Below are 14,089 nucleotides of genomic sequence, written 5' to 3'. Positions count from 1 at the left end.
CCGGGCGATCCAGTACACCGAGATGGTTGTGATAGAGCCGATACGCCGCCGCGTACTGGATGCCCCAGTCAAGCCGGGGCATGACAGCGGAGGATGACGCGCGACACCGCGAGGATGCCGCGCCAAGCTACGCGTGCCCGGCCTCGTTGGAGAGCATGCCGGGATCGATGCCGATCTTCTGCAAGGCGCGGTTGTATTTGTCGTCGACGTCGTCGCCGAAGATCAAGTCAGTGTCGGCGTCGCAGTGCAACCAGCCATTGCTCTGGATCTCGGTCTCGAGCTGACCCGGCGCCCAGCCAGCATAGCCGAGCGCGAGGATGGCGTGCTTGGGGCCGGAGCCGTTGGCGATCGCGCGCAGGATGTCGACGGTCGCGGTGAGGCACACGCCCTCGTCGATCCGCAGCGTCGCGTTCTCAATGTAGAAGTCGCTGGAGTGCAGCACGAAGCCACGCCCGGTGTCGACCGGGCCGCCGCGCAGCACTTTCATGCTTTCGGCATTTTCCGGCAGCTTGATGTGCTCGCCCTTCTTGATGATGCCGAGCTGCATCAGGAGCTCGGGGAAGTCGATGGAGCCGGCGGGGTGATTGACGATGATGCCCATCGCGCCTTCGGCAGAATGGGCACAGAGATAGATCACGGAGCGCTCGAAACGGGGATCGCCCATCACGGGCATCGCAATCAGGAGCCGGCCGTCGAGATAACCGGCCGAATTGGGGAGCGCGGGGCCCGCGCTGCGGGTGCTCTCGCCCGTCCTTTTGCCTGTAGGAGCCATGGTGAAGCACTCCGGGTTCAATTCCTATCCTGATGTCGGGCCCGACGGCTGTCAAATCAAGGCTTGCAGAGACTTGATTCAGATGCATCCATCACAAGCAATTCAATGGTTTGCCCCGGGGCCACCCTGTAAAGACGTGCCATGTCCAGCATAGTTCCCTTGCGTGCGGCGATTGGCGTCGCGACAACCCTGCTTGCGTCGTCGCTGGCCATCGCAGCCTGTGCCGACGACGCTTCGCCCTGGCAACGCGACGGACATTCCGCAGTGCGGCTGGTCGCGGGGTCACGCAGCGGCGCCGTCCTGCTTGGCGGTATCGCCTTCCAGCTCCAGCCAGGCTGGAAGACCTACTGGCGTACGCCCGGCGACTCCGGCGTTCCGCCGCGGTTCGACTTCTCCAAGTCGGACAATGTCGAGGCGGTGACGGTCATGTGGCCGGCGCCGCTGAAGTTCGACGACGGCGCGGGCGGTCATTCGATCGGCTATCGCGACCAGATCGTGCTGCCCCTGCGCATCGTCGCCAAGGCCGCCGACAAGCCGGTGACCTTGCGCGCCGAGATCAACTATGCCGTGTGCGAGAAGCTCTGCATCCCCGTCGAGGCCCGCGCCGAGCTTGGCTTCAACAGCGTCGCCTCAACCGAGGACGCCAATCTGCGCGCAGCGCTCGACACCGTGCCCAAGCCCGCCAATATCGGCGACCCCAACCCGCTCACCATCCGCGACGTCAAGCGTGACGGCGCCACCAAGGTGGTCGTCGACGTGGTCGCGCCGGCGGAGGCGCGCAACGTCAATCTGTTCGTGGAAGGGCCGACGCCCGATTGGGCGCTGCCGATTCCGGCCCCGGTCCAGCCCAGCCCGGCAGACGTGAAGCGATTTTCCTTCGAGCTCGAGGGGCTGCCGCCGGGCGCCAAGCCCGACGGTGCGGCGCTGAAGTTCACGCTGGTCGGGCCGGACAAGTCGTACGAGTTCAATGCGAATTTGGAGTAGTGTCGTCCCAACCCCAGCGGTCGTCCTGGACAAGCGCAGCTCTTGGCAACGCGTAGCGTTGTCCAGGGCGGAGCGCAGATCCAGGACCCATTACCCCAGGGATCAGTGGTGGCGCGAACTCGTAGCCCCGAGCCTTCGTCCAACTTCTCCCTGGGGTAATGGGTCCTGGCTTTCGCCAGGACGACGTTGGGGTTGCGACAGCACTCCCACCCAACCGAATCTTAACGAATGGTTGCTAATTCCCGGGCAGGCCGCAGCAAGCGGAACCCCCGGGGATCTCGAATTGGCCGTGATGGATGCACAACCCGCAACGACCGGACCGGCCGGGTTGATCGCGCGGCTGCGCGGCAGGCTGACGGGCGGCTCGAGCGAGGCCTCGCTGACGCGGCGGCTAGCCGGCACCATCTTCGTCATCCGCGTCATCAGCGCAGGCCTCGCCTATGTCTCGCAGGTGCTGCTCGCGCGCTGGATGGGCACGTCCGACTATGGCGTCTATGTCTATGTCTGGACCTGGGTGCTGCTGCTCGGCAGCATGATGGATTTCGGCATCTCCGCTTCCGCGCAAAAGATCATTCCGGAGTACCGCGCCCGCGGCGAGCATGCGTTGCTGCGCGGCTTTCTCTCCGGCAGCCGCTGGCTGACCTTCGCCGTCTCCGCGCTGGTGTCGCTCGGCCTCGCCGGCATCGTCAGGCTGCTCGCACCCTGGATCGATCCGGCCGAGGTGCTGCCGCTCTATATCGGCTGCATGACGCTGCCGGCCTTCGTCGTCGCCAACACCCAGGACGGCATCGCGCGCTCGCACGACTGGATGCAGCTCGGGCTGATGCCACAATTCATCATTCGCCAGGCGCTGATCATCGGCATCACGGCCTCTGCCTTCCTGCTCGGCTATCATCTCGGCGCGATCGCCGCGATGGTCGCGAGCCTGGGTGCGGTGTGGATCGCGATGGCCGGGCAGATGGTGATGCTGAACCGCAAGCTCGCCGATCACATCGAGCCGGGCCCCAAGGCCTACGACATCGGCGGCTGGCTCGCCATCTCGCTGCCGATCCTGCTGGTCGAGAGCTTCTATCTGCTGCTGTCCTACACCGACGTGCTGGTGCTGCAGCAGTTTCGCCCCTCCGACGAGGTCGGCGTCTATTTTGCCGTGGTCAAGACGCTGGCGCTGGTTTCCTTCATCCACTACGCGATGTCGGCAACGACCGCGCATCGCTTCGCCGAGTACAACGCAAGTGGCGACAAGGCGCGGCTGTCGGCCTATGTGGCGCACGCCATCAGCTGGACGTTCTGGCCGTCGCTGGCGGCGACCATCGTGCTGCTTGCGCTCGGCAGGCCGCTGCTCTGGCTGTTCGGGCCGCAATTTGTGGTCGGCTACGACATCATGTTCGTCGCCGCGATCGGCCTGGTGGTGCGCTCCGCGATCGGGCCGGTCGAGCGGCTGCTCAACATGCTCGGCCAGCAGAGAATCTGCGCGCTCGCTTATGCGCTGGCCTTCGTGATGAACGTCGTGCTCTGCATCGCACTGGTACCGCGCTACGGTGGCCACGGCGCCGCCGCCGCGACCTCGATCTCGCTCAGCTTCGAGACGGTGCTCTTGTTCTGGATCGTGCGGCAGCGCCTCGGCCTGCACGTGCTGGCGTTTGGAAAATAGGCCATGCGGCTATCTGCCCGTTGGGGAACGGCGCTTTCGCAAGACGCCGGTGAACAGGGCAAAATGGCTATGCATCTCCCACCTGCAGCATGATTTTTCTTATTTGATCCAAACAGTTGCATGCCGGAGAAAGTTCATTCTACGTCGTATTGCCCAACCGACGAGACCAACCTAAGATTCCCCGGACATGTTTGATCCACTCTACGTCGCCTCTGGCTTCGGCGTCGGCCTGCTTGTCGGGATGACCGGCGTAGGCGGCGGCTCGTTGATGACGCCGCTCCTGATCCTGCTGTTCGGCATTCATCCCTCCACGGCGGTCGGGACCGACCTGCTCTATGCTGCCGCCACCAAGACCGGCGGCAGCGTGGTCCATGGCTGGTCGCGCAGCGTGCACTGGCCGGCGGTGCTGCGGCTCGCCTGCGGCAGCATTCCGGCGAGCGCGGTGACGCTGCTGGTGCTGTGGAAGCTCGACCTCAAGAGCGATACCGAGCGCAGCCTGGTCAATCTGGTGCTGTGCTTTGCGCTGATCCTGACTGCGACGTCGCTGATCTTCCGCCAGTCGATCATGGATCGCTACCGGAAACGCCTCGAGCGGATCGACGAGCGCACCACTGCAATCGCGACAGTGATCACCGGAATCGTGCTCGGCGTGCTGGTCTCGATCTCGTCGGTCGGCGCCGGTGCGGTCGGCGTCACCGTATTGCTGCTGCTCTACCCGCGCCTGCCGATGGCGACCATCGTCGGCTCCGACATCGCCCATGCCGTGCCGCTGACGCTGGTTGCCGGCATCGGACACTGGGGGCTCGGTGACGTGGACTGGGCGCTGATGGGCGTGCTGCTGATGGGCTCGCTGCCCGGCATCATCGTCGGCAGTTTCAGCGCGACGCGCGTCCCTGAAGCGGTGCTGCGCCTGACGCTTGCCAGCGTGCTGTTCGTGGTCGCCGGCAAGATCATGTTTGCGGAGCTGAATTTGTCGACGGCCTTCGTGACGGCGCTGGCCTGGACGCATTAGGCCAGAGACCGCGCCCCACTCTCACTGTCATCGCCCGGCTTGACCGGGCGATCCAGTACTCCGAGAAAGCTGTGATTGAACTGATAAGCCGCGGCGTACTGGATGCCCCGGTCAAGCCGGGGCATGACAGCGAGCTAGCTACAGCGAGCTAGCTGAACCGGCGCGAACTACTCCGCGGTCCATCCGCCGTCGATCGAGAGATTGGTGCCGGTGATCTGCGCAGCATCGTCACTGCACAGGAACAGGGCGAGCGCGGCGACCTGCTCGGAGGTGACGAACTCCTTGGTCGGCTGCGCATCGAGCAGCACGTCGTTGATGACCTGCTCGCGCGTCAGATTGCGCGCCTTCATCGTGTCGGGGATCTGCTTCTCGACCAGAGGCGTCCAGACATAGCCTGGGCTGATGCAGTTGCAGGTGATCTTGTGGGTCGCAACTTCCAGCGCCACGGTCTTGGTGAGACCGGCGATGCCGTGCTTGGCCGAGACATAGGCCGACTTGAAGGGCGAGGCGACGAGCGAGTGCGCCGACGCCGTGTTGATGATGCGGCCCCAGCCCTTCTTCTTCATGCCGGGCACGGCGGCACGGATGGCATGGAAGGCGGAGGACAGGTTGATGGCGATGATCTGGTCCCACTTCTCGAGCGGAAACTCCTCGATCGGCGAGACGAACTGGATGCCGGCATTGTTGACGAGGATGTCGACCGAGCCGAACGTCTTCTCGCCGAGCGCGATCATCCCGGCGATCTCGGCGGGCTTGGTCATGTCGGCGGGCGAGTAGATCGCCTTGACCTTGAAATCGGACTCGATCTTGGCGCGCTCCTTCTCGATGTCCTCGGGCGAGCCGAAGCCGTTGATGACCACGTTGGCGCCGGCGGCGGCGAAGGCGCGTGCGTAAGCGAGCCCGATGCCGCTGGTCGATCCGGTCACGACGGCGTTCTTGCCTGACAGACTACCCATTTCATTCGCTCCTTTTTGTCGGGGGTGCGGTGACGTCCCCCGTGAGATCGTAGGTCACCATGGTCTCGCCGGACTGCGGCCTCTCGAGCCAGTCCTTGTGGCGCATCGACAGATGCACGTCGCGCACCCCGGCTTCCCAATGCTCGACCATGGCGACATGCGAGAAGTCGTAGTCCTTGGACGAGGATTCGTAGTTCTTGCTGCGGTAGATCAGGTGCACCACCGTGACGGTGCTTTCGCGCGCCGCTTTCGCGAGGAATTCGACGGAGGGATCGTTCTTGAGATAATCCGGCAACTTGCTGATGAGGTCGCGCACGGCCCGGCGGGCGTTGTGCAGCTGCTTGTTCTTGTCAGTGTTCATCCGCGTGCGGCTGGAATAGCGAATGTCCTTCTCGCGCTCGGCGGCCTCGAGCAGCGAGGTCGGCAAATCGCCACGGGCGGAAAACAAATCGACCTGGAAGATCAGCATATCGCGGGCGAGCTCGGCATCGAGCACGTAATCGAGCGGCGTGTTGGAGGCGATGCCGCCGTCCCAATAGTGCTCGCCATCGATGACGACGGACGGAAACCCCGGCGGCAGCGCGCCGGAGGCCATGATGTGCTCGGGGCCGATTTTCTTGCCGACCTTCTTGAACTCGTAATTGTCGAAATATTTGAAGTTGCCGGAGGTGACGCCGACCGCACCGATCGACAGACGCGTCTTCACATCGTTGATGCGGTCGAAATCGACCAGACGCTCCAGCGTCTTCTTCAGCGGCGCGGTATCGTAATAGCTCTCCGCTTCGGGATGACCCGGCGGCCACAGCGGCGCCGGCGGAACGCGCGGGACGAAGAAGCCGGGCACGCCGAAGGTCGCGATCAGCGCCGCGCTCGTCGAGTTGAACAGCTCGCGGCTGTGATCGCTCTTGCCGATCGGCTTCCACGGCACCGGCGCCGACACCATCTCCCAGAATTCCTTCAGCCGCTCGACGCGGGTGCGGCCCTCGTTGCCGGCGATGATGGCGGCGTTAATCGCTCCGATGGAGATGCCGGCGACCCATTCCGGCTCGAAGCCGTGGCCGCACAGCGCCTGGAAGGCGCCGGCCTGGTACGAGCCGAGCGCACCACCGCCCTGGAGGACCAGGACGCGTTGCGCATTCGCGGGGATGCTAGCGGAGTCCGGACTATGATCTGTCATGAGGGAACAATAGCAAAAGGCGAGCCACCGTGGCGACAGTCCGGCGCGCCGTCAATGCATCCCGGGATCAAGTCTGGCTTATCGCGGGTCCGTCGAAGCCAGGATCATGGTCCAGAACACCTTGTATTTGGTGCCGGGAGCATAGCCCGCCGCGATGCCCAGTTTTGTGACACCGCCCTTGAGCATGTTGGCGCGGTGAGGCGGCGAGTCGCGCCAGCCGGAAAACGCTTCCGCCAGCGTGTGATAGCCCGCCGAGACGTTCTCGACCGCGACGGTCGCGGGATAGCCACCGCCGGCCAGCCGCTTGGCGAGCGGCGCGCGAACGTCATGGTCCATCTTGTTGGCGGCCGCCATGGCCTGGGACTGGGATTCGGCGAGCAGCATCAAATCGGAATCGATCACGACGGTACCGAGCCCGTTGTTCTGGCGGTATTGCGAGATCATCACAGCGGCCGCCTGCGCATCGAGCTTGGCGCCCGGGACCGCCATGTCGATATACATGGACGGCTGCTGGACCGGCGCTTCGTTGCCGGCGCAGCCCGCCAGAAGCAAAGTGATTGATATTGCGGCCGCAGCGCGCATGAATCAGGCCCCCAAATGAGGGGGCCGTTGTTGCATACCAACCGTGGCTGAAAGGTGAATTTTGAGGAAAATCTGCGCGGTGTCATTCCGGGTCTGGTCCTTCGGACCATCCCGGAATGACGGAGGATCTAGCCCGCAAATATCCGGTAGCGGCGGGGTTCGAGCCCGATCGTGTCGCCGGCGCGCAGTTCCCTGTCGCGGGGCGCGTCGATCTCGATGGTCTCGCCACCTGATAGCGCGACCTCGGCGCGCTGCACGGGACCGAAATTGCGGACATGCTGAACCGCGCCCTCGAAGGCGCCGGAGCCGGGCGGGCCGACCAGCATGTCATGTCGCCGCACGAACAGTTTTGACGCGCCAGGCACAAGCCCATCCGCAGCAAGCCGCAGCGGTCGGTCGCCGAGCCGGATCACGCCGCCGTCCACTTCAATCGGCAGCTCGATGGATTCGCCGATGAAGCCGTGGACGAAAGCGGTCGCCGGGCTTTCATAGACATCGTCGGGCGAGCCGATCTGCTCGATCCGGCCCTTGTCCATCACCACGACGCGGTTGGCAACTTCCAGCGCCTCCTCCTGGTCGTGGGTCACGAAGATCGAGGTGACGTTGATCTCGTGGTGCAGCGAGCGCAGCCATCGGCGCAGCTCTTTGCGCACTTTGGCATCGAGCGCACCGAAGGGCTCATCGAGCAAGAGGATGCGCGGCTCGATCGCGAGGGCGCGGGCGAGCGCGATGCGCTGGCGCTGGCCGCCGGAGAGCTGGCTCGGATAGCGGTCGGCGAGCCAGTCGAGCTGCACGAGATCGAGCAGTTCTTTCACCCGCGCACGGATCGTGGCCTCGTCTTTCCGGACAGCGCGTGGTTGCACGCGCAGGCCGAAGGCGACGTTCTCGAACACGGTCATGTGGCGGAATAGCGCGTAGTGCTGGAACACGAAGCCCACATGCCGTTCGCGCGCGCCCTGCGCCAGCGCGTCCTCGCCGTTGAAGGAGACGTCGCCGGCGTCGGGCCAGTCGAGGCCGGCGATGATCCGCAGCAGCGTGGTCTTGCCGGAGCCTGATGGTCCGAGCAGCGCGACCAGCTCACCATTGTCGACCTTGAGATCGACGCCGTCGAGCGCTTTGAAGCTGCCGAACTTCTTGACGAGATTCCTGACTTCAATGGTCACGGGCGTCTTGTCCTTCGTCCAGATGACGTTCGAGAACGGTTTTTGCGATCAGCGTGATCAGCGCCAGCATCGCCAGCAGCGAGGCGATCGCGAAGGCGGCGACGAACTGGTACTCGTTGTAGAGGATCTCGACCAGGAGCGGCATGGTGTTGGTCTCGCCGCGGATATGGCCGGAGACGACCGAGACCGCGCCGAACTCACCCATCGCGCGCGCGTTACAGAGCAGCACGCCATAGAGCACGCCCCATTTGATGTTCGGCAGCGTGACGCGGAAGAAGGTTTGCAGGCCCGAGGCGCCGAGCGAGATCGCCGCTTCCTCCTCTTGCGTGCCCTGCTCTTGCATCAGCGGGATCAGCGCGCGCGCCACGAAGGGAAAGGTCACGAAGGTGGTGGCGAGCGCAATGCCGGGCACCGCGAACAGGATCTGGATGTCGTGCTCGCGCAGCCAGGTACCGAAATAGCCCTGCGCGCCGAACAGCAGCACGAAGACGAGGCCCGAGATCACCGGGCTCACCGAGAACGGCAGGTCGATCAGCGTGATCAGGAAGGTCTTGCCCTTGAAGTCGAACTTGGCGATGGCCCAGGCCGCGATGAGACCAAAGACAAGATTGAGGCCGACCGAGATCGCAGCGACCAGCAGCGTCAGCTTGATCGCGGCCAGCGCCTCCGGCTCGGCCAGCGCAGCGAGATAGGCGAGGATTCCTCTCGAGAACGCCTGAGCGAACACCACGACGAGCGGCAGCACGACGAAGATGGTGAGGAAGATCATCGCCAGCGCGATGATGGTGATGCGCACCGCCCTTGGTTCGGTACGCAGGCTGTCGCGCGCGGCGGCCGCATGCGCACGTGCGCGCGCATCGGGCGAGACCAGCGAAGCGGATTCTGCGATCTGCATCGTCATCGCATCCCCCTCAGCGCTCCGGGATCCGGCTCCGCGCCCAGCGCTGGAGCCGGTTGACGGCAAAGATGATGACGAAGGAGACGACGAGCATGACCACCGCGATCGCGGTCGCATCAGCGTAGCGGAATTCGGACAGCCGGATCACGATCAGCAGCGGCGCGATCTCGGAGACATTAGGCAGATTGCCGGCGATGAAGATCACCGAGCCATATTCACCGACCGCACGCGCGAAGGCGAGCGCAAGGCCGGTGAGCAGCGCCGGTGCGAGCGACGGCAGGATCACGCGGATGATGGTCTGCCAACGGCTGGCGCCCAGGCTGCCCGCGGCCTCCTCGATCTCGGGGTCGAGATCCTGGAGCACCGGCTGCACCGTGCGCACCACGAAGGGAATGCCGATGAAGATCATGGCGACGAAGATGCCGACCGGCGTGAACGCCACCTTGATGCCGGCCGCCGCGAGTGGCGCGCCCAGCCAGCCCTTCTCGGCGAACAGCGCAGTCAACGCCACGCCGGCAACCGCGGTCGGCAGCGCGAAGGGCACGTCGACGATGGCATCGAACAGCCGCCGGCCGGGAAAGCGGTAGCGCACCAGCGCCCAGACGATGATGCTGCCCATTACCAGATTGACGCAGGCGGCCGCGAAGGCGAGGCCAAAGGAGACGCGGAGCGCGTTCAGCATGCGGCGGCTGGAAAGGATATTCCAGAACTGTTCCGGGCTCAGCTCGAGCGACCTCAGGAACAGGCCGGCGAGCGGAATCAGGATGATGACGGACAGCCAGGAAAGCGTCAGTCCCATGGTGAGACCGAAGCCCGGCAATGTCCGGCGTCGTGCTGCGAGTGCGCTCACCAGGCCCCCTGCTAAAAACCGCCCAAAGACAGCGCTCGATCAGTTCTTGTAGATCTGATCAAAGACGCCGCCGTCGGCAAAATGTTCCCGCTGCGCCTTGGTCCAGCCGCCGAAGACGTCGTCGATCGTGAACAGCTCGACCTTGGCGAAGGCGCTTTCGTGCTTCTTGGCGATTTCGGGATCGCGCGGGCGGTAGAAATTGCGCGCGGCGATCTCCTGCCCCTCTTTGGTGTACCAATATTGGAGATAGGCATCGGCGGCGTTGCGGGTGCCTTTTTTGTCGGCAACCTTGTCGACGATGGCGACTGGCGGCTCGGCGAGGATCGATTGCGGGGGCGCCACGATCTCGAACTTGTTCGCGCCGAACTCCTTCAGCGCGAGGAACGCCTCGTTCTCCCAGGCGAGCAGCACGTCGCCGACGCCGCGCTCGACGAAGGTCACGGTGGCGCCGCGCGCGCCGGTGTCGAGCACCGGCACCTGCTGATAGAGCTTTCCGATGAAGTCCTTGGCCTTGTCGGCCGAGCCGAACTTCTTCTGCGCAAAACCCCAGGCCGCGAGGTAATTCCAGCGCGCGCCGCCTGATGTCTTCGGGTTCGGCGTGATCACGGCGACGCCCGGCTTGATCAAATCGTCCCAGTCCTTGATGGCCTTGGGATTGCCCTTGCGCACCAGGAAGACGATGGTCGAGGTATAGGGTGATGAATTCTGCGGCAGCCGCTTCTGCCAATCGGCTGTGGTGAGGCCCTTGGCGGCGATGGCGTCGATGTCATAGGCGAGCGCGAGCGTCACCACATCGGCCTGCAATCCGTCGATCACCGCGCGCGCCTGCGAACCGCTGCCGCCATGCGACTGCTTGATCTCGACGCTCTTGCCGGTTTCCTTCTGATAGGCGTTCGCGAACGCCTTGTTGAATTCGACATAGAGCTCGCGCGTCGGATCGTACGACACGTTCAGCAGATTGATGTCAGCGGCGAGAGCCGAGCTTGCCCAGAGGAGTCCTGCAGCGAGCGGAACGATACGGCGCATCATGTCCATCTCCATTCACTTCGTTGACGTCGGTGTCAGCGAAGGCGTGCAGGCATAACTCGGGTCGAAACGCGCTTAAGTCAACGGAACCGGATTTTCTTGTTCGCGATGTCGCAGCCTGACTGTGCTACGAAGTCTTCATCGTGTGAATGCCGCATTCTGTCTTGGCCCGGCCGCGCCAACGACCGGCGCGAGAGTCCTCGCCTTCGGCCGTTCTGCTCGTGCAAGGCATACACCCAACCGACAGGAAACCGGAGGCGACGAGAGGGTGACGCGGCAATTTGGCGCGGAGGAAGATTGCCTCGAGTTCCTCGCGCGAGACATTGGCGAAGGGATTGAACTTCAACCGCGCGCCGTCGTCCTCGACGACCGGAATATCGGCGCGTGCGTTGCCCTGGAAACGCTTGCGGCCGTTGAGCCAGGCAGAGAACGGCTTGAGCGCACGCGCCAGCGGCTCCACCTTGCGGATGCGGCAGCAGGCGTCGGGATTGGAGAACCAGAGGTCGCGGTCGGGATCGTCGCGCGATAGCGTTTCCTCGGCCGGCTTGATCGAACGGACGTCCTTCAGGCCCAGCGTCGCGATCAAAGTGTCGCGATAGGCGAGCGTCTCTTCGAACAACCAGCCAGTGTCGAGAAAGATCACCGGGATCGCCGGGTCGACGTCCGCCATCACCTTGAGCAGCGTCGCCGATTCCGTACCGAAGGACGACACCAGGGCGAGCTTGTCGCGCCCAACCGTCCTCAGCGCCGCGGCGATGACCTCCGCGGGCGAGGCATCGCGTAAGCTCCGATCGAGCTCGTCCGCCGGGGGCAGCGCAGAAATGGACGAAACCTGGGGCGCGATCGCGTTCACGTGCCGACACCTTCGGAATGGCGCAACTGCATGCGCCGGTGCAGCGCCGTGATGCGGCCGTCGCCGGTCGGCTGGTAGAACACCGAATAGCGTTTGGCGGTCTGCATGAAGGCTTCCGCGTCGGCCTGCTTCTTGACATCGAAGGCATCGAAGCCGGCGCGCAGCATGAATACGAACTGGTCGCGCAGCACCTGGCCGGTGGCACGCAATTCGCCGCGGTAATTGTAGCGCTCCCGCAGCAGCCGGGCCTGGCTGTAGGCACGGCCGTCGCGGAAAGTTGGGAACACCAGCGCGACCGTGGCGACCTTGCCGAGATAAGGCACGAGCTCGGCGATGTCGCGATTGTTGGGCCAGATCACGCCGACCTTGCCGGCGCGCTTGAGCAGGCCTTCCGCTTCACCGAGGAAGCGTTCGGCCGGCACCAGGATGTCGCCGCTCTCGGGCAGCGGCGTATCGACGGCGAGCTTGACGAAGCTGTCGTCGACGATCCTTCCGCCGTTAACGAGTGGCATAGACGCGCTCCTTGAAAGGTTCGACACCGAGGCGTTTGACCGTGTCCATGAACAGCTCTTCGGGCCGCTCGCGCAGCGCCAGATAAGCTTCCACGATGTCCTCGACGACGTCGGCGACCTCGTCGAACTTCACGCCCGGGCCGATCAGGGTGCCGAGCGCGGCGTTCTCGTCGGCGCGGCCGCCGATGGTGATCTGGTAGACCTCCTCGCCATTCTTCTCGACGCCGAGAATGCCGATGTGGCCGACATGGTGATGGCCGCAGGCATTGATGCAGCCGGAGATGTTGATGTGGAGACGGCCGATCAGGTTGGCGAGTTCGTGATTGGCGAACCGCCGCGTCAGCTCCTGCGCGATCGGGATCGAGCGCGCATTCGCCAGCGAGCAATAATCGAGACCCGGGCAGGCGATGATGTCGGTGATCAGATTGACGTTGGGCGTCGCAAGCCCGAGCTTGTCGAGCGCCTTCCAGAGCGCCGGCAGGTCGCGCTTGGCAACGTGCGGCAGCGCCAGGTTCTGCTCGTGTCCGACGCGGATTTCACCGAAGGAATATTTGTCGGCGAGGTCGGCCAGCGCGTCCATCTGCTCGGCGGTGGCATCACCCGGAGGTCCACCGGTCGGCTTCAGCGAGATCGTGACGATCGAATAGCCCTGCACCTTGTGCGGGGCCACCGAGTTCTTGCGCCACGCCTCGAAATCCGGATCGGCCGCGGCCTGCCGCAGCTCGTCCGGCATGTGCGGCAGCTTCTCGTAGGCGGGATAGGTGAAGCGCGAACGGATGTCCTCGATCACCTCGTCGTCGATCTGGAGCGAGGAGTTGCGGATGTGCTGCCACTCGTCCTCGACCTCGCGGGAGAATTTTTCGATGCCGAGCTCGTGCACCAGGATCTTGATGCGCGCCTTGTAGATGTTGTCGCGGCGGCCGTACTGATTGTAGACGCGTAAGATCGCCTCGATATAGCTGAGGATGTCGCGGCCATGCACGAAGTGCTTGATGGTCTTGGCGATGAACGGCGTGCGGCCGAGGCCACCGCCGACCAGCACTTCGAAGCCGGTCTCGCCCTTCTCGTTCTTGATCAGCCGGAGACCGATGTCGTGGATCTTGATCGCGGCGCGGTCATGGTCGGACGCGGTGATCGCGATCTTGAACTTGCGCGGCAGGAACGAGAATTCCGGATGCAGCGTGGTGTGCTGGCGGATCAGCTCCGACCAGATGCGGGGATCCTCGATCTCACCGGGCGCGACGCCGGCCCACTGGTCCGAGGTGACGTTGCGCATGTTGTTGCCGGAGGTCTGCATCGCATGGATGCCGACCTTGGCGAGATCGGCCAGCGCATCCGGCAGCTCGGCAAGCTTGATCCAGTTGAACTGGATGTTCTGCCGCGTGGTGAAATGGCCGTAGCCGCGATCGTATTTGCGCGCGACATGAGCGAGCGCCCGCAGCTGGTTGGTCGCCAGCGTGCCGTAGGGGATCGCGACCCGGAACATGTAGGCGTGCAGCTGCAGATAGACGCCGTTCTGGAGCCGCAGGATTTTGAACTCGTCCTCGGTGAGCTCGCCGGAGAGGCGCCGCTTCACCTGGTCGCGGAACTCCGAGACGCGCTCGTTGACGAGCGTGCGGTCGATTTCGTCGTAAGCATACATAAGAAAGCGCC

The 14,089-nt window shown here is 64.3% G+C and carries 14 protein-coding genes; 3 read left to right on the top strand and 11 right to left on the bottom strand.

The window, feature by feature from the left end; translation table 11 throughout:
* Positions 1 to 127: 127 nt before the first annotated feature.
* Positions 128 to 772 (bottom strand): YqgE/AlgH family protein, encoded by a 645-nt coding sequence (locus BLV07_RS06460; protein WP_091881355.1) that lies wholly within the window; start codon positions 770 to 772, stop codon positions 128 to 130.
* A gap of 141 nt (positions 773 to 913) precedes the next feature.
* Between BLV07_RS06460 and BLV07_RS06455 the strand changes: the two genes are divergently transcribed.
* From BLV07_RS06455 to BLV07_RS06445, 3 genes are all read left to right on the top strand, one after another.
* Positions 914 to 1,756: a protein-disulfide reductase DsbD domain-containing protein gene (locus tag BLV07_RS06455; RefSeq protein WP_091881352.1), complete on the top strand. Its 843-nt coding sequence runs from the start codon at positions 914 to 916 to the stop codon at positions 1,754 to 1,756.
* 283 nt (positions 1,757 to 2,039) lie between these two features.
* Complete coding sequence (locus BLV07_RS06450; RefSeq protein ID WP_176945374.1) at positions 2,040 to 3,407, top strand: flippase; 1,368 nt, start codon at positions 2,040 to 2,042, stop codon at positions 3,405 to 3,407.
* A gap of 187 nt (positions 3,408 to 3,594) precedes the next feature.
* Positions 3,595 to 4,419, top strand: a complete 825-nt coding sequence (locus tag BLV07_RS06445; protein ID WP_091881344.1) for a sulfite exporter TauE/SafE family protein — start codon at positions 3,595 to 3,597, stop codon at positions 4,417 to 4,419.
* 167 nt (positions 4,420 to 4,586) lie between these two features.
* Here BLV07_RS06445 and BLV07_RS06440 read toward each other — a convergent pair whose 3' ends face one another.
* The 10 genes from BLV07_RS06440 to BLV07_RS06395 form a co-directional block, all read right to left on the bottom strand.
* The gene (locus BLV07_RS06440) at positions 4,587 to 5,375 is read right to left on the bottom strand and encodes a 3-hydroxybutyrate dehydrogenase (RefSeq protein ID WP_091881341.1); all 789 of its coding nucleotides are present in this window, start codon (positions 5,373 to 5,375) and stop codon (positions 4,587 to 4,589) included.
* Between the two features lies 1 nt (position 5,376).
* On the bottom strand, positions 5,377 to 6,552 hold the full coding sequence (locus BLV07_RS06435) for a DUF3734 domain-containing protein (RefSeq protein ID WP_091881338.1): 1,176 nt from the start codon (positions 6,550 to 6,552) through the stop codon (positions 5,377 to 5,379).
* 78 nt (positions 6,553 to 6,630) lie between these two features.
* Entirely contained in the window at positions 6,631 to 7,134 is a 504-nt protein-coding gene (locus BLV07_RS06430; protein ID WP_091881335.1) for a CAP domain-containing protein, read from the bottom strand.
* Between the two features lie 128 nt (positions 7,135 to 7,262).
* Complete coding sequence (locus tag BLV07_RS06425; RefSeq protein ID WP_091881331.1) at positions 7,263 to 8,297, bottom strand: sulfate/molybdate ABC transporter ATP-binding protein; 1,035 nt, start codon at positions 8,295 to 8,297, stop codon at positions 7,263 to 7,265.
* Positions 8,287 to 9,198 carry a sulfate ABC transporter permease subunit CysW gene (gene cysW, locus BLV07_RS06420; protein WP_091881327.1) on the bottom strand — a complete coding sequence of 304 codons (912 nt, stop codon included), beginning with the start codon at positions 9,196 to 9,198 and terminating at the stop codon, positions 8,287 to 8,289. Before cysW ends, BLV07_RS06425 begins: the two co-directional genes overlap by 11 nt.
* Positions 9,199 to 9,208: 10 nt before the next feature.
* Positions 9,209 to 10,045 carry a sulfate ABC transporter permease subunit CysT gene (gene cysT / locus BLV07_RS06415; RefSeq protein ID WP_176945373.1) on the bottom strand — a complete coding sequence of 279 codons (837 nt, stop codon included), beginning with the start codon at positions 10,043 to 10,045 and terminating at the stop codon, positions 9,209 to 9,211.
* Between the two features lie 39 nt (positions 10,046 to 10,084).
* A complete protein-coding gene (locus BLV07_RS06410; protein ID WP_091881320.1) occupies positions 10,085 to 11,086 on the bottom strand; it encodes a sulfate ABC transporter substrate-binding protein in 1,002 nt (333 codons plus the stop codon).
* Positions 11,087 to 11,198: 112 nt separating this feature from the next.
* Positions 11,199 to 11,924: a phosphoadenylyl-sulfate reductase gene (locus BLV07_RS06405; RefSeq protein WP_091881316.1), complete on the bottom strand. Its 726-nt coding sequence runs from the start codon at positions 11,922 to 11,924 to the stop codon at positions 11,199 to 11,201.
* Entirely contained in the window at positions 11,921 to 12,436 is a 516-nt protein-coding gene (locus tag BLV07_RS06400) for a DUF934 domain-containing protein (RefSeq protein ID WP_091881313.1), read from the bottom strand. Before BLV07_RS06400 ends, BLV07_RS06405 begins: the two co-directional genes overlap by 4 nt.
* Positions 12,423 to 14,078: a nitrite/sulfite reductase gene (locus BLV07_RS06395; protein WP_091881310.1), complete on the bottom strand. Its 1,656-nt coding sequence runs from the start codon at positions 14,076 to 14,078 to the stop codon at positions 12,423 to 12,425. Before BLV07_RS06395 ends, BLV07_RS06400 begins: the two co-directional genes overlap by 14 nt.
* Between the last annotated feature and the right edge of the window lie 11 nt (positions 14,079 to 14,089).

The sequence above is a fragment of the Bradyrhizobium sp. Rc2d genome, from assembly GCF_900099855.1.
Lineage (GTDB): Bacteria > Pseudomonadota > Alphaproteobacteria > Rhizobiales > Xanthobacteraceae > Bradyrhizobium.
This window is presented reverse-complemented; position numbering and strand designations above follow the sequence as displayed.

Bases quoted from the DNA above. Each gene is read 5' to 3' on its own strand.
- BLV07_RS06460 (WP_091881355.1), bottom strand. From the start codon at position 772: ATGGCTCCTACAGGCAAAAGGACGGGCGAGAGCACCCGCAGCGCGGGC.
- BLV07_RS06455 (WP_091881352.1), top strand. From the start codon at position 914: ATGTCCAGCATAGTTCCCTTGCGTGCGGCGATTGGCGTCGCGACAACC.
- BLV07_RS06445 (WP_091881344.1), top strand. From the start codon at position 3,595: ATGTTTGATCCACTCTACGTCGCCTCTGGCTTCGGCGTCGGCCTGCTT.
- BLV07_RS06440 (WP_091881341.1), bottom strand. From the start codon at position 5,375: ATGGGTAGTCTGTCAGGCAAGAACGCCGTCGTGACCGGATCGACCAGC.
- BLV07_RS06435 (WP_091881338.1), bottom strand. From the start codon at position 6,552: ATGACAGATCATAGTCCGGACTCCGCTAGCATCCCCGCGAATGCGCAA.
- BLV07_RS06430 (WP_091881335.1), bottom strand. From the start codon at position 7,134: ATGCGCGCTGCGGCCGCAATATCAATCACTTTGCTTCTGGCGGGCTGC.
- cysW (WP_091881327.1), bottom strand. From the start codon at position 9,198: ATGACGATGCAGATCGCAGAATCCGCTTCGCTGGTCTCGCCCGATGCG.
- BLV07_RS06410 (WP_091881320.1), bottom strand. From the start codon at position 11,086: ATGGAGATGGACATGATGCGCCGTATCGTTCCGCTCGCTGCAGGACTC.
- BLV07_RS06400 (WP_091881313.1), bottom strand. From the start codon at position 12,436: ATGCCACTCGTTAACGGCGGAAGGATCGTCGACGACAGCTTCGTCAAG.
- BLV07_RS06395 (WP_091881310.1), bottom strand. From the start codon at position 14,078: ATGTATGCTTACGACGAAATCGACCGCACGCTCGTCAACGAGCGCGTC.